The organism is Kocuria sp. MNB10 (assembly GCF_054073685.1).
In genome coordinates this window covers 396,381-413,115 of sequence record NZ_CM133411.1, presented here as the reverse complement: position 1 = coordinate 413,115, position 16,735 = coordinate 396,381, and the positions used below count along the sequence as shown (strand labels likewise).

The following is a 16,735-nucleotide window of genomic DNA, read 5'->3' as shown; positions in this document are numbered from 1 at the left end:
TGACCCGGCCCCGGGCCGGCTCAGGCCTCCCGGTCCTCGACAGGGATGCCCTCGCCCGCACCGGGGATCGTGGTGCGCCCGAACGAAGGGCGCTTGGCGGTGATGTTGTCCCCCGAGCTGCGACGCCGGATCCGGCGGCCGACCCACGGGACCAGGTACTTCCCGGCCCACACGAGGTCCTCTCGACGCGCCTCGCGCCACGTGCGCGCGGGGCGGTCCCCGAGTTCACCGGGAACCAGGTCGTGCTCGACCCCCAGGGAGTCCAGGACCTCGCACGCGATGAGCTGGTGGCCCAGGGGCGAGAAGTGCAACCGGTCCGGTGCCCACATGGCAGGTTCCCCCAGTTGCTGCAGTCCCCAGAGGTCCACCATCACGGCGTCGTGCCGGGCGGCCACCACGCGCACGTTCTCGTTGAAGATCGCCACGCGCCCGCGGATGCCGCGCAGCACGGGGGTGTTGCCGATGTCCGGGCCGTCGAACATCGTGACCGTGGCACCCGTGGCGGCGAGTTTCTCGATCACGGCGTCGAGCCGCACCGCGATGTCGTCCGGATCCGCACCGGGTCGCAGCATGTCGTTGCCGCCCGCGCTGATGGTCACGAGGTCCGGGCGCAGTTCGATGGCCGGTTCCAGCTGTTCGTCCACGATGCCCTGGAAGAGCCGACCGCGGATCGCGAGGTTGGCGTACGCGAAGTCGTCGGTGTGGCGCGCGAGCTCCTCGGCCACGCGATCGGCCCAACCGCGCACACCGCCGGGGACGGCGTCGTCGGGATCGCCGACGCCCTCCGTGAAAGAATCGCCGATCGAGACCATGCGGTGCCAAGGGTGCTTCGGGTCGGAGGGGGCTCGGGAGTGCGTGCTCTTATCCATACCAGGTTTCTAACACACCCGCCTGAACGACTCAGGCCCGCGGGCAGCGCCGGGTGGGCATGTCAGGATGGAACCATGCAGCAAGCTCCCCACGTGATCTGGAACAACGAACCGCAGGACCGCGCCGGAACACCCTTGGTGGTCATGTTCCACGGCTACGGTTCGTACGAGGAAGACCTCATGGCCCTGAGCTTCGCGCTACCGCAGGGCTACACGTACGCGTCCGTGCGCGCACCGCAGCGCGCGGGTATGGGTTTCCAATGGTTCCCGTTGGCCGCAGATCTCGCGTTCACCACGGACGCCGTGGTCGCCGCGGCCGAGGCCGTGATCGAGTGGTTGCGCGAAGAGTCCCAGCAGCACACGCACGTCTTCCTACTGGGGTTCTCCCAGGGCATGGCCATGGCCACGACCGTGGCGCGTCACGTCCCCGAGCTCGTGGACGCCGTCGTGGGGATGTCCGGGTTCGTGATCCCCGTGGCGCCCGACGACGCCCAAGCTGATTTCTTCCGGGACGATCGACTGCGCGCCGAGCCGCTGCGCATGTTCTGGGGCCGGGACCCGGAGGACCCCGTGATCACCTCGGTGCTCGTAGACGGCACCGCCGAGTGGGCCAACGACCACACCGAGCTGACCAAGATCCAGTACCGGGGCATCGGTCACGGGGTCTGCCCGGAGGAACTCGCGCACATTAAGGAGTATCTCCAGGCCGCCGTGGACGCGACCTCGTAGGGCGTCAGCCCGTCACGATGCGCACGGGCGGCAGCTCCGCCCCGACCACCGCGATCACGTCTCCGGCGTGCAGTTGCGCGCCGCGGCGCAGTTCCACCGCGCCGTTCACCGTGACCTGCCCCTCTGACACCAAGTGCTTGGCGTGTTGGCCGTCCTCCGCGAGGTTCGCGAGCTTGAGCGCTTGGCCCAATCGGATCATCTCGTCACGGATCGGGAGTTCTTCGTAGTCGTCGTGATGCATGGGTCCATCCTCGCAGGCTCGGGAGTAGTCTTCATCGGTGACCTCTTCCACCCCCGTCCGCCGTCGCGCCCCCACTCCACACGCGCCCGCCCGGAGCCCGCTCGTCCTGCTCACGGGGGTCGTGCTGAGTATCCTGGCGGGGTCGTGCCTGGCCGTCCAGTCGCGGTTCAACGGCGCGCTGGGCCGCGCCATGGGGGACCCGTACCTCGCCGCGCTCGTGAGCTTCGGGATCGGGTTCGCAGTGTTGCTCGTGGGCTCCGTCCTACTGCCTGCGGGCCGGCGCGGCGCGGCGCGGTTGCCGGGCGTGCTGCGCACGCGGCGGATCCGCTGGTGGTACTTCCTGGCCGGGGTCTTCGGCGCGTACCTCGTGATCGCGCAGACGCTCACGACGGCGCTGCTGGGCGTGTCCGTGTTCATCCTGGGTCTCGTGGTGGGCCAGTCCCTGGGCGGGATGCTCGTGGACCGGTGGGGGATCGGCCCCGGCGGGATGCAACCGCTGAGCCGCTACAGGGTGCTCGGTACCGTCCTGATCCTGGCCGCCGTGGCCGTGGCCATGGTGCCGCGGTTCTCGGCGGGTTCCCTGCACATGTCCACCCCGGCGCTCGTGGGCGCGGTGGCGTTGCCGGTTCTGGCGGGTGTGCTCAACACGGTGCAGACGGCGTGGAACGCTCACATTGCCGCGGCCACAGGGACGCCCCTCACATCCACGCTCACGAACTTCGCGGCCGGGACCGTGGCACTCGTGGTCGTGGCCGGTGTGGCCCGCTGGCTCACGCGCCCCGGACCCGTGCAGTGGCCCCACGAGTGGTGGCTCTACACGGGCGGGATCCTGGGCATCGTGTTCGTGGCCGCCGGGGCGGTGCTGGCCCGGCACGTGGGTGTGCTGCAGACCAGCCTGGGGCTCGTGACGGGCATGCTGCTTGGGGCGCTCGTGCTCGACGTCGCCGTGCCCACCGCGGCCACCGTGGTCACCCCCGTCACGGTCGCGGGCACGCTGGCCACCCTCGTGGGCCTCGTGGTCGTCACACTCCCGTGGGGTTCACGCCGCCTTTCCTGAGGCGCGATTCTGCGTGGTGTGGTCGGGAATCCGTCGCCCCACGATTGATTGCACGTGTAATGGTTTGTCGTTAGATTTTTCGTGAGACGCACGTCACACTGGAGCGCCGCGAGGAGACGACCATGACCCAGATCCCACATTTCATCGCAGGCACACGCGTCCCGGGGGAGTCCGGGCGATTCGGGGACGTCTACAACCCCGTGCGGGGCACGGTCGCGGCGCAGGTGCCCCTGGCCACCGCGGACGAGGTCGAGCGCGCCGTCATCTCGGCCCAGGAGGCGTTCCCCGTATGGTCCGCGCTCAACCCCCAACGCCGGGGGCGGCTCTTGCTCAAATGGGTGGACCGGATTAACGAGAACGCGGACGAGCTGGCCGAGCTGCTGTCCAACGAACACGGCAAGACGCTGGAGGACGCGCGCGGGGACATTCAGCGCGGCGTCGAGGTCGTGGAATTCGCCGCCGGGGCACCCCACCTGCTCAAGGGGGAGTTCTCCGAGAACGCCGGCACGGGGATCGACGTCCACTCGGTCCGCCAGCCCCTCGGCGTGGTCGCGGGGATCACACCGTTCAATTTCCCGGCCATGATCCCGCTGTGGAAGACCGGCATCGCGCTCGCAGCGGGCAACACGTTCGTGCTCAAGCCCTCGGAGCGCGACCCGTCCGTGCCCGTGCGGCTCGCGGAACTCGCCGTCGAGGCCGGGATGCCCGAGGGCGTGCTGAACGTGGTCCACGGGGACAAGACCGCCGTGGACGCGCTGATCGAGGACCCGCGCGTCAAGGCCATGGGATTCGTGGGTTCGAGTCCGATCGCCCAGTCCATCTACGTGGCCGCCGCGCAGCACAACAAGCGCGCCCAGTGCTTTGGGGGTGCCAAGAACCACATGGTCATCATGCCGGACGCGGACCTCGAGCAGGCCGCGGACGCTCTCATGGGCGCCGCCTACGGCTCCGCGGGGGAGCGCTGTATGGCGGTGTCCGTGGCGGTGCCCGTGGGGGAGGCCACCGCAGACCGGTTGGTCGACCTGCTGCGCGAACGCATTGACCAACTCACCCTGGGCCCGTCCCTCGACCCGGCTTCGGACTTCGGCCCGGTCGTGGGCCCGGACGCCAAGGAACGCATCGAGCGCTACATCGGCATCGGTGAGCAGGAGGGCGCCACGCTGCTCGTGGACGGGCGCGGCGCGGAGGTCGCGGGTCACCCCGACGGCTTCTGGGTCGGGGCCACCCTGTTCGACCACGTCACACCGGACATGCAGATCTACAAGGACGAGATCTTCGGCCCCGTGCTGTGTGTTGTGCGTGCCGAGGACTACGAGGAGGCCCTGCGCCTGCCCTCCGAGCACGAGTACGGCAACGGCGTGGCCATCTTCACGCGCGACGGGGACACCGCGCGCGACTTCACGTCCCGGGTGGACGTGGGGATGGTGGGCGTGAACGTCCCGATCCCCGTGCCCATCGCGTACTACACCTTCGGCGGGTGGAAGGCCTCCGGTTTCGGCGACCTCAACCAGCACGGCACGGACGGGTTGAAGTTCTACACGAAGACCAAGACCGTGACCACGCGCTGGCCCTCCGGGGCCAAGGAGGGCTCGAGCTTCGTGATGCCCGCCGGCAGCTGAGCGGGCCCGCGGGCGGCCGCGGGTTCCCTTCCACGGGGCCCGGCCCTGGTCCCCGCCCCATAGGTCCCGCGCCTCACGACCCGCACTTCGCGACCCGAGCCGAACGCCCGAACCGAACGTCCCGAACCCCCGGGTTCCGTACCGTCAGGGAGCACCATGAACACCTCCGGCACAACAGATCTCCGGGTGGCCTTCCTGGGCCTGGGCCATATGGGCGGGCCCATGGCCGCCAACTTGGTGGCCGCGGGCGTCCCGGTCCTGGGGTTCGACGTGGTCCCCGCCGCGATGGACGCCGCCCGCGCGGCCGGGGTCACAGTGGTGGACTCGCCCGCGGCCGCGGTCCATGAGGCGCAGGTCGTCATCACCATGTTCCCTTCGGGTCGACACGTCCGGCAGGCCTACACGGGCGACGACGCCGCGCCCGGTCTGCTCGCGGCGGCACCCGCCGGGACCACGTTCCTCGACTGCTCCACGATCGACATCTCCGACGCGCAGGACGCCGCCGAACTCGCCGTGGCGGCGGGCCACCGGGCGGCGGACGCACCGGTCTCGGGCGGCGTCGTCGGGGCGGAGGCGGGAACGCTCGCGTTCATGGTGGGCGCCCCGAAGGACGTATACCGGGAGGTGCTCCCGCTGCTCGAGATCATGGGCGGGCGGATCGTGCACTGCGGGGGCAACGGCATGGGGCAGGCCGCGAAGATCTGCAACAACATGATCCTGGGCGTGTCCATGATTGCGGTGAGCGAGGCGTTCGTGCTCGCCGAGAAACTGGGGCTCACGCACGACGCGATGTACGACGTCGTCTCGCAGGCCTCGGGACAGTGCTGGTCCCTGACCACGAACTGCCCGGTGCCCGGGCCGGTTCCCGCGAGTCCCGCCAACCGCGATTTCCGGCCGGGCTTCGCCGGAGCCCTGATGGCCAAGGACCTGAACCTGGCCGTCTCCGCACTGACCGATACCGGGGTCGCGGCCCACATGGGCCCGCTCGCCGCGCAGCTGTACCGCGAGTTCGCGGCCGGCGACGGCGCCCACCGGGACTTCTCGGGGATCATCGAGACCATCCGCGCCGAGAGCGAGCGCGGGGCCTGAATGGCATCGCCTGACCAGCAAGGATTGAGCGGGGAGCTTGCGCGGCGGGGCTTAAATGGCGGGGCCTGGCGTCGCAGGGGCGTCAGCCCTCGATCGCGAAGTCCCCGGCGTGTGCGCGGAAGCGCCGCAGGATCGCGATGAGCGAGTCCACCTCGTCCGGTGCGAACCCCGTGTCGCGGAACAGGTCACGGTTGAGCGCCTCGGTGGCTTCGGCGGCTACGGCCGTCCCCCGATCCGTGAGCACGATGGTGATGGCCCGCCGGTCACTGGGCAGCGGTTCGCGGCGCACCAGGCCCGCGTCCTCGAGGCGGTCCACCGCGTTGGTCACGGAGGTCGGGTGGACCTGCAACAGGGCACTGGCCTTCTTCATGAGCATCTGGTGCTCGCGCGAGAAACTCAGCAGCGCGATCAGCTCGTAGCGCGCGAATGTGAGCCCGAACGGTTTGAGGACGGCCTCGGCCCGGGACAGCAGGATCTGTTGCACGCGCATGATGGCCGTGACCGCCGCCATGGGCGCGGCGGTGTCCTCCCACCCGTGCCGCATCCAGTTGCGTTGGGCCTCGGCAATGGGGTCCCTGGGGAGCCCGGGAGTGGTCGACACAGGGAACCCGCCTTCCTCATCGGATGCCGTCGGCGCCCTCCCGCGGCCCGGTCAGGGTACCAAGGGCCTGTCATCGAACGTCCGTCACCGGACGGCCGGTACCGGGCGACCGTCCTCGGGCGACCGTCACGGGAGGGCCGTCACCGGGCGGCCATTACTGGCTCTTCAGGATCCAGGGTGTAGTTGGGGTCGGCGCGTCGGTCGCCGGATAGGGGTCGAGGCCTCCCGAAGATGAAGGTTCCTACACGCCTCATCTGGAAGACCTCGACGTGCCTGACGCTACCTTCGCCTGCCCTGACTTGACCACCTTCTGCTGTCTCGACGAGCTCGGTCTTGACGTCGTCGGTCAGCGCCTCGAGCCCGAGCAGGCGATCCTGGCCTGCCGGGTCCTGGAACCGGACCAGTGGTGCCGACGCTGCGGCTGCGAGGGCACGCCCCGCGACACCGTGGTGCGGCGCCTGGCGCACGAGCCGCTGGGCTGGCGACCTACGACGCTGCTGGTCACGGTTCGCCGCTACCGGTGCACCGGGTGCGGACACGTGTGGCGCCAGGACACCACCAAGGCGGCCGAGCCGCGGGCGAGGCTCTCCCGTCGCGGTCTGCGGTGGGCGCTGGAAGGGATCGTGTGCCAGCACCTGACCGTGGCCCGCGTCGCCGAAGGCCTGGGAGTCTCGTGGAACACCGCCAACGACGCCGTGCTGGCCGAGGGCAAGCGGGTGCTCATCGACGACCCCGGCCGGTTCGACGGGGTCAAGGTCATCGGCGTCGACGAGCACGTCTGGCGCCACACCCGCCGCGGCGACAAGTACGTCACCGTCATCATCGACCTCACCCCGGTTCGCGCCGGGACGGGTCCCGCCCGGCTGCTGGACATGGTCGAGGGCCGCTCCAAACAGGCGTTCAAGACATGGTTGGCCGAGCGCGAGAACCCTTGGCGCCAGGGCGTGGAAGTAGTCGCGATGGACGGGTTCAGCGGGTTCAAGACCGCCACCACCGAGGAGCTGCCCGAGGCGACCGCGGTCATGGATCCCTTCCACGTCGTGCGCCTGGCCGGCGATGCCCTGGATCAGTGCCGGCGCCGCGTTCAGCAGGACACCCGTGGCCACCGCGGCCGGGCCGGCGATCCCCTCTACTCGGCTCGCCGGACCCTGCACACCGGAGCGGACCTGCTCACCGACAAGCAGCGGGACCGGCTGGAGAAGCTGTTCACGGCCGACGCCCACGTCGAGGTCGAGGCCACCTGGGGGATCTACCAGAGGATGATCGCCGCCTACCGAGAACCCGACCGGGCCCGAGGCCGAGCGCTGATGCAGCGGCTGATCCACTCCCTCAGCCACGGCGTCCCGGGTGCGTTGAGCGAGGTGATCACGCTCGGCCGGACCCTGACCAAGCGGGCCACCGACGTGCTGGCCTACTTCGATCGTCCTGGTACATCCAACGGCCCGACCGAGGCGATCAACGGCCGGCTCGAACACCTGCGCGGCTCCGCGCTCGGGTTCCGCAACCTCACCAACTACATCGCCAGATCGCTCCTGGAGACCGGCGGGTTCAGGCCGCGACTACACCCTGGATCCTGAAGAGCCCCATTACTGGTCCAGGGACAGATCCTTCTCGCGGTACTCCGTCCCGTGCCCCTCCGGCGCTCGGCCGGATTTGGAGCGCCGCGTCTCCACCGAGCGCAGTTCCACGCGACGGATCTTGCCCGAGATGGTCTTAGGCAGTTCGAGGAACTCGATCCGACGGATCCGCTTATAGGGTGCCACCTTGGCGCGGCAGTAGGCCAGGATCTCCGTGGCGGTCGCGACGTCGGCCATGCGGCCGGGCGCGAGCGTGACGCAGGCCTTGGGGACCGCGAGGCGCAGCTCGTCCGGGGTGGGGACGATGGCCGCTTCCAGCACCGCGGGGTGTTCCACGAGCACGGACTCGAGCTCGAACGGGGAGATCTTGTAGTTGTTGGACTTGAACACGTCGTCGGAGCGGCCCATGTAGCTGAACACCCCGTTCTCGTCCACCGAGACGATGTCGCCGGGTTCCAGACCGATCCAGTACATCGTGGAGATGTGGCCCACGGGGTAGGACGTGTGGGTGTGCTCCACGAGTTTCGGCGTGGACGTGGTCCCGGACGTGAAGTACAGCAGCAGGGTAGCGTCCCCGCCCGTGGGCGAGTCCGGTTCCAGTTCGTCCGAGCTCGCGTACGCGTCCCGGTAGTCCAGGCACGTGCGGTGGGGAAGCTCGGGTGCGGCGACCGGTTCGGAACCCGCCCGGACCCCCGGGACGTACACGACCGCGTAGTCCCCGGGCACGGAGGCGAACTTGGCGGCATCCTCCACGCCGCCCACCGCCCGCGAGGCGCCGGCGCGTTCCACCCGGCCGTGAGGTCGGTGGGTCCCATCTGGGTGGTCGAGGGGATCACCACCGCCCCCAGCTTGATGCACGCGAGCATGCACTCCCACAGCTCCACCTGGTTGTTGAGCATCGAAGCGCGGCCACACGAACTCCTCCCGGGCCCGTTCCCACTCCTGCTGGAGCGACACCAGGTGGTCGCGTGCGGCGCGAATCTCGTCCGTGACGGTCATGACCGCCCCCCCTCGAATTCATGTGATCTGTGACATACATATGTACTTGGACGGTCTATAATTGAAAAGATCACCATTGGATTACCGAGCACCCGAGGGCCAGGATGACCACCACCATCACCTCCTCTCGTCCCCGTGCCGCGTCCGAGCTTCCCGGAGTGGACCTGCTGAAGATCCAGCAGCTGCTCTGCGATGACGAACGCACCCGTTTGGCGGGGATCGAGAAGCACCTGCAGGACAACGTCCGCCGTCAGTCGATCGACCCGTGGAACCGGGAGCACCTGCCCCTGGAGATGCTGCCCCCGCTCGCCGAGCTCGGCCTGGGCAACCTGTTCCGGGACGGCTCGTCCCGGTTGTTCCAAGGACTCGTGCATGCGCAGCTCGCCCGGGCGGACGTGTCCCTGTCCGCGCTGATCGGGATCCACAACGAGTTGATCGTGGGGACCCTCGTGGAACTGGGGTCGCAGCAGCAACAGGACACGTGGCTCCCCGGACTCTCGGACCTCTCCACGATCGGGGCGTTCTGCCTCACCGAACCCGAGCACGGCTCGGACATCGCCGGCGGCCTGGCCACTACGGTCACCCGCGAGGGTGACGAGTGGGTCATCAACGGTCGAAAACGTTGGATCGGCGCCGGAACCGTGGCCCAACTGGCCCTCGTGTGGGCGCGGGACACGGCCGACGGTCAGGTCAAGTGTTTCGCCGTGCCCACCAGGACACCCGGGTACGCCGCGACCAAGATCGGCAACAAGATGGGTCTGCGCATCATGCAGAACGCGGACGTGACGTTCACGGACCTGCGTGTCCCCGCGGACGCCCTGCTCCCCGGGGCAGTGAGTTTCGACGCCGCCAACATGCTGCTCAAGGACTCGCGCGCATGGGTCGGGTGGCAAGCGGTGGGCGCCCAACAGGCCATCCTGGACGTCCTGCGCGAGTACACCCTGCGGCGGGAACAGTTCGGCAAGCCTCTCGCGAGCTTCCAGATGGTCCAGCAGGCCATGGCGGAGATCGCGGGCAACCTCGCGGCGAGCTCCGCGCTCATGGTGCAAGTCACCCGCCTGCAAACGTGCGACGAGATGGACATGATGCACGCGGCCCTCGCCAAGTCCACCGCGACCCGGCTCGGCCGGCGCTCGGCCTCACTGGCGCGTGACGCCCTGGGCGGCAACGGCCTGCTGAGCGACTACGAGATCGCCAAGGTCCTGGGGGACCTCGAGGCCATCTACACGTACGAGGGCAGCTATCACATCAACTCGCTCATCGTCTCCCGGGCGCTCACAGGGGTTTCCGCGTTCGTCTGAGTGGCCGGGAGCTGACGACCAGAAGCGGAAGCCGTGCCCGCAGGACCGCGCCCGGGGTCGTGACCGACCAGGCGCGGTCCCTCATGAGCGAGGGCTGCACGGTTAGGCGGGGATTCGGCATCCTCGTTACCCTGGTGACAGCGCCTTCGCGCGCCGTCGGGCGTTCTCGTCCCCACCGCACCCGCACCCTTCGGTGCCGGTCCCGCGTGGGCGGCCCCGCGGCGTCGTCGTCGGCGCCGTGAACGACCCACCCAGTACTCCACGCACGGCCGCAGCCAGCGGTCGGGCGAGAAACGGACGTGAGACCGCATGGCTGCCAAATCCACCCTGGACAATGTCATCTCCCTGGCCAAGCGCCGGGGCTTCGTGTTCCAGGCGGGTGAGATCTACGGCGGTTCGCGCTCCGCGTGGGACTACGGGCCCCTGGGCGCGGAACTGAAGGAGAACATCAAGCGCGAGTGGTGGCAGACCTTCGTGCGCGGCCGCGCGGACATGGTGGGCCTGGACTCCTCGATCATCCTGCCCTCCGCGGTGTGGGAGGCCTCGGGCCACGTGGAGACCTTCACGGACCCGCTCGTGGAGTCGCTGTACACCCACAAGCGCTACCGCGCGGACCACCTGCTCGAGGCGTACGAGGCCAAGCACGGCCACCCGCCGGTCAACGGGCTCGCGGACGTCAAGGACCCCGAGACGGGCCAGGACGGCAAGTGGACCGACCCCCAGCAGTTCTCCGGGCTCATGAAGACCTTCCTGGGTCCCGTGGACAACGAGGAGGGCAAGCACTACCTGCGCCCGGAGACCGCTCAGGGCATCTTCGTGAACTTCCTCAACGTGGTGACCGCCGCGCGCAAGAAGCCGCCGTTCGGGATCGGGCAGATCGGCAAGGCGTTCCGCAACGAGATCACCCCGGGCAACTTCATCTTCCGCACGCGGGAGTTCGAGCAGATGGAGATCGAGTATTTCATCCACCCGGACGAGGCCAAGCAGTACTTCGACGAGTGGGTCGAGGCGTGTTGGAGCTGGTTCGTGGACCTGGGTGTGAACCCCGACAACATGCGCCGCTACGACGTCCCCGAGGACGACCGCGCGCACTACTCGGACGGCACGATCGACATCGAGTACCGTTTCGGTTTCCAGGGCTCCGAGTGGGGCGAGCTGATGGGCGTGGCCAACCGCACGGACTTCGACCTGAGCAACCACACCGAACACTCAGGCACCAAGATGCAGTACTTCGACCAGGCCTCGGGAGAGCGTTATACCCCGTACGTGATCGAGCCGTCATTCGGGCTGACCCGTTCCATGATGGCGTTCCTCGTGGACGCATACGTGGAGGATGAGGCCCCCAACACCAAGGGCGGCGTGGACAAGCGCACCGTGCTGCGCCTGGACCCGCGCCTCGCTCCGGTCAAGGCCGCCGTGCTGCCGCTGTCCAAGAAGGAGGACCTGCGCCCCGCCGCGCAGAACCTGGACACCGAGCTGCGCAAGCGCTGGAACATCGACTACGACGACGCCGGGGCCATCGGCCGCCGCTACCGCCGCCAGGACGAGATCGGCACGCCGTTCTGCATCACCGTGGACTTCGACACCCTCGAGGACCAGGCCGTGACCGTGCGCTCGCGCGACGAGATGACCCAGGAGCGCGTGGGTCTGGACCGCGTCCAGCAGTACCTCGCCGACCACCTCGAGAAGTAGGCACCGCATGAGCATCGAGTACCGTCCGTGGCGCGAGGACGACGACCTGCGTCTGCTCGAGGTCTGGCCGGACGCGCCGTCGGCACCCGCGCAGGCCTTCCGTGCGCGACTGGGTGCCGACGACGCCGCCGCGTTCTCCCGCACGCTCGTGGCCGTCGACGACGGCGTCCCCGTGGCGGCCGGGGTGGTCTACGAGTCCTCGTGGCACCCGCGCCGGTTGTGGGCGTACGTGGAGGTGGCTCCGGACCGGCAGCGCGAAGGCATCGGCCGGGAGCTCCTGGCGCGCTTGCGGAAAGTGGCCGCGGACGCGCCGTCGAGCGTCACGGCGCTGCGCTCCCGCGTGACCCCCGGCTCCGCGGGGGAGAGCTTCGCGAAGGCGGAGGGCCTGACCCCGGCCATGCGCTCGCGCGTGGTGCGCGTGGCCGCGGGTGCCCTGCCCGAACCCGCGCTCGGACAGACCGCGGACGGCTCGTGGGTGCGCTCCGTGGAAGATCTCGCGACCGGTTCCGTGGAACTAACACGCGCCGTGTGGGAGTTCTACCGCTCGGTCCACGACTGGGACCCGGTCGCGGAGATCGGGATCGGTGCGGTGAACCGGCAGTTGCTCTCGGACACCGCCGGAGCGTTCGGAGCCCTGGTGCTGCGCGCGGGCGCTCCGGGGAGTGACGGTCCCGCACCGATCACCGCGTTCGCCGTGAGCTACCGCCCGTTCGATCCGCAGGATCCCGAGGACCGGGCCACCCGGTTCGAGGCCGCGGACGTGTTGCTGGGCTACGTGCCGGGCGCCTCTTCCGATGACGGTTCCGCGCGTGAGGCGGGTGCGGCCGTGGAGACGCTGCTGGCCCTGCTAGTCCGGGACTACCCCGTGGAGCTCGAGGTGGACGACTCCATGACCCCGCTCGTGGCCGCGGTGGACAACCTGCTGGAGGCCGGGGTCGCGCACGTGGTCACGGAAACGGTCACGCTGGTGGACGACCGCGTGTAAGGCCGCCGGTCCAAGCCGGTGCGGGGGGAGGACGGGTGCGGTGAGGACACTGGTTCTCCACGCGGGTGACCACACGGCGTGCCCGTACGGCATCGACCTGTTTCCGGGTCCGGGTTTCCCGGTCACCGGTGTCCGACCCCTGCGCGGCAGGCTACCCCGGAAACTGCGGGACGTCGTGGAGCATCGGACCCACACTACGGTGGACGTGCCCCTCAGGGCCGTGCCCGGGGTGCGGAACGCCGAACTCGTCCTGGGGGTGCTCGAACCCGTCACGGCACTCGCCGCGCAGCTCAAGCGGCGGGACGTGCCGCCGTACGCAGGCACACCCCTGGTGATGATCTCGTGCTGGCTCGTGGAATGGATCCGACGAGCGGATCCCGATCGCAGACGCACGCTCGTCCGCCGGTTCTCAGCGGTGGATCTGATCCTCACGCTGAGCCGGAACCAGATCGACATCCTCGTGGATGCAGGGTTCCGGGCCGAGCAGGTGGCCGCTATCCCGTTCGGCTGCGCACCGGAACTGTTCACCGACGACGGGACGCAGCGGGCCGTCGACGTCCTCGCCGCCAGGTTCGATCACGGCCGTTCCCACGCGGGAGCTCGCGTGCCTCACCGGGCAAACGGTGGCACGCGAGGCCGCGGCAGCCGTGGCCTTCACCGCCACCGAAGCCCTGAGCGAATACCTCAACGCGGGGTTCGCGGCACCCGTGGCGGTCGGTGACCCCGAGGGTTGGCGACACACCGTGGACCGCTTGCTGCGCCACCCGGCCGAGCGGGAGGCGCTCGCGGAGGCGGGTAGGGCCGTGGTCACCGAGCGGTTCACGTACCACAGGATGTGGCGCGCGTTGCGGGACGAGCTCCACGATCACGGAATCTGTTCGGGCCGCGGTGCGGACTGACCGCCGCCGTCCGGTCTCGGTCTACGAGGCCTCCGCGTGCTGCTCGTGCCGGGACAGCACGGCCGTCACGAGCCACGCGGCCACGCTCGCGAGCGCCACGGCGGTGGAGCTCGCGGCCAGGATCGCGGGCACCGAGGACTGACCTGAAGACAGGACGTCGAGCGGGTCGGCGCCGAGCAGCCTCGCGGGCCCCGCAATGCGTCGTTCGTGGTAAGACGTTCACGGAGGAAAGGAGTCCCATGCCCGAGACCCAGGCGAGTCCGTCGCGCACGGAGCCACCGCGACGCCAGGAGATGAACGGCCGGTTGCGGCTGATCGCCACGGTGGCCACGTTCGGCGGATTGCTGTTCGGTTACGACACCGGGGTGATCAACGGAGCGCTGCCGTCCATCGTGACGGATCTGCGGTTGACGCCGTTCCTGGAGGGTCTCGTGGCCTCGATCCTGCCGTTCGGTGGGGCGTGGGGCGCGGCGTTCGGCGGCAAGCTCGCCGACCGCTACGGCCGCCGCCGGGTGCTGGTGATACTGGCTGTGGTCTTCGTGGTCGCCACGATCGGGTGTTCGATCGCCCCCACCGTCGCGGTGCTCGTGACGTTCCGCTGCCTGCTGGGGCTGGCCGTGGGCGCGTGTTCCGTGATCGTGCCCGTATTCCTCGCCGAACTCGCCCCCTCGCACCTGCGCGGTCGCGTGGTCGCTCAGAACGAGCTGATGATCGTGGGCGGCCAGGCGCTCGCCTTCGTGTTCAACGCGGGGTTGGCGACGGCGTTCGGGCACCTTCCGCACGTGTGGCGCGTCATGCTCGTGCTCGCCACCGTCCCCGCGCTCGTGCTGTGGATCGGGATGATCGTGGTGCCGGAGTCCCCCCGCTGGCTGGCCCGCCACGGAGCGGTGGAGAAGATGTTCCAGGTGTTGCGCCGCATCCGCGAGGACTCCTACGACCGGCGCGAGGGTGAGACCGTCCTGGAACTCGCCCACGAGGACGAGCACCGCCCCGCGGCCCGGATCACGGATCTGGTCCGCGTCCCGTGGATCAGGCGAATCTTCGTGCTGGGCGCGTCCATGGCCGTGATCAATCAGATCTCGGGGATCAACGCGATCCAGTACTACGGCGTCACGGTGCTGCAGGACGTGGGCTTCGGGGGCAACGGGGCGTTCTACGCCAACATCATCCCCGGGATCATGGGGGTCGTGGCTGTGGCCCTGGCCATGTACCTGCTCAAGCACGTGGGCCGCCGGACACTGTTGCTGACCGGGTTGGTGGGGACGGCAACGTCGTTGACGGGCTTCGCGGTGTCCTACCTGACGATCCCCGAGGGCAGTCCGGCGCGCGCGTGGGTGATCCTCGCGTGCATCGTGGTGTTCGTGGGGTTCATGCAGTGCTGCATCGGCACCGTGACGTGGTTGTACATGTCCGAGATCTTCCCGCTCAACGTGCGCGGCGTGGGCATGGGTGTGTGCGCATGGATCCTGTGGATGATGACGTTCCTGGTGGGGCTCACGTTCCCCGTGCTCACGGACGCGCTGGGCGTGGGGTACACGATCATGATCTTCGTGGTGCTCCAGCTCGTCGCGATCGTGTGGGTGTACTGCGTGGCCCCGGAGACCAAGGACAAGTCCCTCGAGGAGCTGGAGCGCTACTTCCGCGCCGGGTAGGGGACAATGGTTCGTCAGTCGTCCTACGACGCCCCGTCCACACCATGTGAGGAACCGTCCGTGTCCTGTGAGCTCAGCGAAACCGCCACCCCGGAAGACTTCGCGCGCCCGCGCTGGGTCGCGCAACCGGACGTGCGTGAGCGGGCGCAGCGGTTGAGCACGAAGTTCGAGGAGGTCTACGCCCGCCCGCCCGCAGGGGTGTGGGCCGCGCCCGGCCGCGCGAATCTCATGGGCGAGTACATCGACTACTCGGGCGGGATGTGCCTGCCCTTCGCCCACCAGTACGTGACGTTGACCGCCGCCGCACCCCGCACGGACGGGCTGCTGCACGCACAGTCCCTCCAGGACACGGACGCCTCCGTCGCGGACCGTGAACCGCGCGCGGCCCGGGTGAGTGACGTCCAACCCGGAGCCATCCATGGCTGGTTCGGCTACGCCGCGGGCGTGGCGTGGGGGATGAACCGCGTGGCCGTGGGGCACTCCGAGCACGAGGCCGTGCCCGAACTCGCGCTCGGTGCGGACTTCGGCGCGGACCTGCTCGTGGACTCGACCGTGCCCATCGGCGCGGGGCTCGCCTCCTCCGCGGCGCTCGAGTGCTCGGTCGCGCTCGCCCTGTTCTCGCTGCGCACGGGCGACGACCACCCGGACGACACCCTGCGCCGTGCCCTGGCCCGAGCCTGCATGGACGCGGAGAACTACATCGTGGGCGCCAACACCGGCGGCCTGGACCAGACGGCGTCCCTGCGCTCGCACGCCGGGCAGTTGCTCGCGCTGGACTGCCGCGATTTCGACGTCGCCCGTCTGCCCGCCGATCCCGCGCTCGCGGGTCTCACGTGGCTCGCCGTGGACACGTGCGCCCCGCACAAACTGGCCGACGGTCAGTACAGTTCCCGCCGCGCCGAGTGCGAGGCCGCCGCCGCCGTGCTCGGGGTCTCCCGGTTGCGGGACGCCCTGCCCGAGGATCCGGGGTTCGACGACGCCGCGGCGGTCCTCGAGCGCTTCGACCACCTGCTCGGGGCGGGCGCTCCGTTGACCGAGGACCCCCGAGGGACCCGGTTGCGCCTGCGTCATTCCGTGACCGAGATGGTGCGCTCGGAGAAGATCGCCCGACTCCTGCGTGAGGCGGACCCGGACTGGGCGGCCGTGGGGCGGCTGCTCGTGGCGGGCCACGAGTCCATGCGGGACGACTGCCAGGTCACGGTCCCGGAACTGGATACGGCGGTCGAGGGCTGCCTGGCCGCCGGGGCCGTGGGCGCCAAGGTCGTGGGCGGCGGTTTCGGGGGCTCGGTGATCGCCCTGGTTCCCGAGACCCACGTGGAGCGACTCGCGAGCGCGGTGCAGCACCGGTTCGCGGAGAACAGGTTCCCCGATCCGCTGTTCCTCACGCTCACCCCGTCCGACGCCGCCCGCAGGGTCCTCTGACCC

16 protein-coding genes are annotated in these 16,735 nt (G+C 69.6%); 11 read left to right on the top strand and 5 right to left on the bottom strand.

The window, feature by feature from the left end; all coding sequences use genetic code 11:
* Positions 1–20 precede the first annotated feature (20 nt).
* Entirely contained in the window at positions 21–869 is an 849-nt protein-coding gene (locus ACW9PK_RS01835) for an SGNH/GDSL hydrolase family protein (RefSeq protein ID WP_085106631.1), read from the bottom strand.
* 75 nt (positions 870–944) lie between these two features.
* Here ACW9PK_RS01835 and ACW9PK_RS01830 point away from each other — a divergent pair, with 75 nt between their 5' ends.
* Positions 945–1,598, top strand: coding sequence for an alpha/beta hydrolase (locus ACW9PK_RS01830; RefSeq protein ID WP_064846924.1), 654 nt, complete (start codon positions 945–947; stop codon positions 1,596–1,598).
* 4 nt (positions 1,599–1,602) lie between these two features.
* Here ACW9PK_RS01830 and ACW9PK_RS01825 read toward each other — a convergent pair whose 3' ends face one another.
* The gene (locus ACW9PK_RS01825) at positions 1,603–1,839 is read right to left on the bottom strand and encodes an RNA-binding S4 domain-containing protein (RefSeq protein WP_064846925.1); all 237 of its coding nucleotides are present in this window, start codon (positions 1,837–1,839) and stop codon (positions 1,603–1,605) included.
* Between the two features lie 37 nt (positions 1,840–1,876).
* On the opposite strand from ACW9PK_RS01825, the gene ACW9PK_RS01820 reads away from it, so the two are divergent.
* The 3 genes from ACW9PK_RS01820 (at position 1,877) to mmsB (ending at position 5,604) form a co-directional block, all read left to right on the top strand.
* Complete coding sequence (locus tag ACW9PK_RS01820) at positions 1,877–2,896, top strand: DMT family transporter (RefSeq protein WP_368835856.1); 1,020 nt, start codon at positions 1,877–1,879, stop codon at positions 2,894–2,896.
* 122 nt (positions 2,897–3,018) lie between these two features.
* Positions 3,019–4,515, top strand: coding sequence for a CoA-acylating methylmalonate-semialdehyde dehydrogenase (locus ACW9PK_RS01815; RefSeq protein WP_457016320.1), 1,497 nt, complete (start codon positions 3,019–3,021; stop codon positions 4,513–4,515).
* A gap of 156 nt (positions 4,516–4,671) precedes the next feature.
* Positions 4,672–5,604 carry a 3-hydroxyisobutyrate dehydrogenase gene (mmsB, locus tag ACW9PK_RS01810; RefSeq protein WP_239318215.1) on the top strand — a complete coding sequence of 311 codons (933 nt, stop codon included), beginning with the start codon at positions 4,672–4,674 and terminating at the stop codon, positions 5,602–5,604.
* 82 nt (positions 5,605–5,686) lie between these two features.
* Here mmsB and ACW9PK_RS01805 read toward each other — a convergent pair whose 3' ends face one another.
* On the bottom strand, positions 5,687–6,148 hold the full coding sequence (locus ACW9PK_RS01805; protein WP_144999120.1) for a MarR family winged helix-turn-helix transcriptional regulator: 462 nt from the start codon (positions 6,146–6,148) through the stop codon (positions 5,687–5,689).
* A 326-nt stretch (positions 6,149–6,474) separates the two neighbouring features.
* Between ACW9PK_RS01805 and ACW9PK_RS01800 the strand changes: the two genes are divergently transcribed.
* Positions 6,475–7,782, top strand: a complete 1,308-nt coding sequence (locus ACW9PK_RS01800; RefSeq protein ID WP_457015433.1) for an ISL3 family transposase — start codon at positions 6,475–6,477, stop codon at positions 7,780–7,782.
* A 9-nt stretch (positions 7,783–7,791) separates the two neighbouring features.
* Here ACW9PK_RS01800 and ACW9PK_RS01795 read toward each other — a convergent pair whose 3' ends face one another.
* The gene (locus ACW9PK_RS01795) at positions 7,792–8,571 is read right to left on the bottom strand and encodes an AMP-binding enzyme (RefSeq protein WP_457016319.1); all 780 of its coding nucleotides are present in this window, start codon (positions 8,569–8,571) and stop codon (positions 7,792–7,794) included.
* Between the two features lie 314 nt (positions 8,572–8,885).
* Here ACW9PK_RS01795 and ACW9PK_RS01790 point away from each other — a divergent pair, with 314 nt between their 5' ends.
* From ACW9PK_RS01790 to ACW9PK_RS01780, 3 genes are all read left to right on the top strand, one after another.
* Positions 8,886–10,082 carry an acyl-CoA dehydrogenase family protein gene (locus tag ACW9PK_RS01790; protein WP_457016318.1) on the top strand — a complete coding sequence of 399 codons (1,197 nt, stop codon included), beginning with the start codon at positions 8,886–8,888 and terminating at the stop codon, positions 10,080–10,082.
* 309 nt (positions 10,083–10,391) lie between these two features.
* Complete coding sequence (locus ACW9PK_RS01785; RefSeq protein WP_239318213.1) at positions 10,392–11,774, top strand: glycine--tRNA ligase; 1,383 nt, start codon at positions 10,392–10,394, stop codon at positions 11,772–11,774.
* Positions 11,775–11,781: 7 nt separating this feature from the next.
* Positions 11,782–12,759 (top strand): GNAT family N-acetyltransferase, encoded by a 978-nt coding sequence (locus ACW9PK_RS01780; RefSeq protein ID WP_457016317.1) that lies wholly within the window; start codon positions 11,782–11,784, stop codon positions 12,757–12,759.
* A 409-nt stretch (positions 12,760–13,168) separates the two neighbouring features.
* Here ACW9PK_RS01780 and ACW9PK_RS01775 read toward each other — a convergent pair whose 3' ends face one another.
* Entirely contained in the window at positions 13,169–13,339 is a 171-nt protein-coding gene (locus ACW9PK_RS01775; RefSeq protein WP_457016316.1) for a hypothetical protein, read from the bottom strand.
* Positions 13,340–13,382: 43 nt separating this feature from the next.
* Here ACW9PK_RS01775 and ACW9PK_RS01770 point away from each other — a divergent pair, with 43 nt between their 5' ends.
* The 3 genes from ACW9PK_RS01770 (at position 13,383) to ACW9PK_RS01760 (ending at position 16,732) form a co-directional block, all read left to right on the top strand.
* Complete coding sequence (locus ACW9PK_RS01770; protein ID WP_457016315.1) at positions 13,383–13,658, top strand: glycosyltransferase; 276 nt, start codon at positions 13,383–13,385, stop codon at positions 13,656–13,658.
* Positions 13,659–13,897: 239 nt separating this feature from the next.
* The gene (locus ACW9PK_RS01765; RefSeq protein ID WP_457016314.1) at positions 13,898–15,310 is read left to right on the top strand and encodes a sugar porter family MFS transporter; all 1,413 of its coding nucleotides are present in this window, start codon (positions 13,898–13,900) and stop codon (positions 15,308–15,310) included.
* 60 nt (positions 15,311–15,370) lie between these two features.
* Complete coding sequence (locus ACW9PK_RS01760; RefSeq protein WP_457016313.1) at positions 15,371–16,732, top strand: galactokinase; 1,362 nt, start codon at positions 15,371–15,373, stop codon at positions 16,730–16,732.
* Positions 16,733–16,735 lie beyond the last annotated feature (3 nt).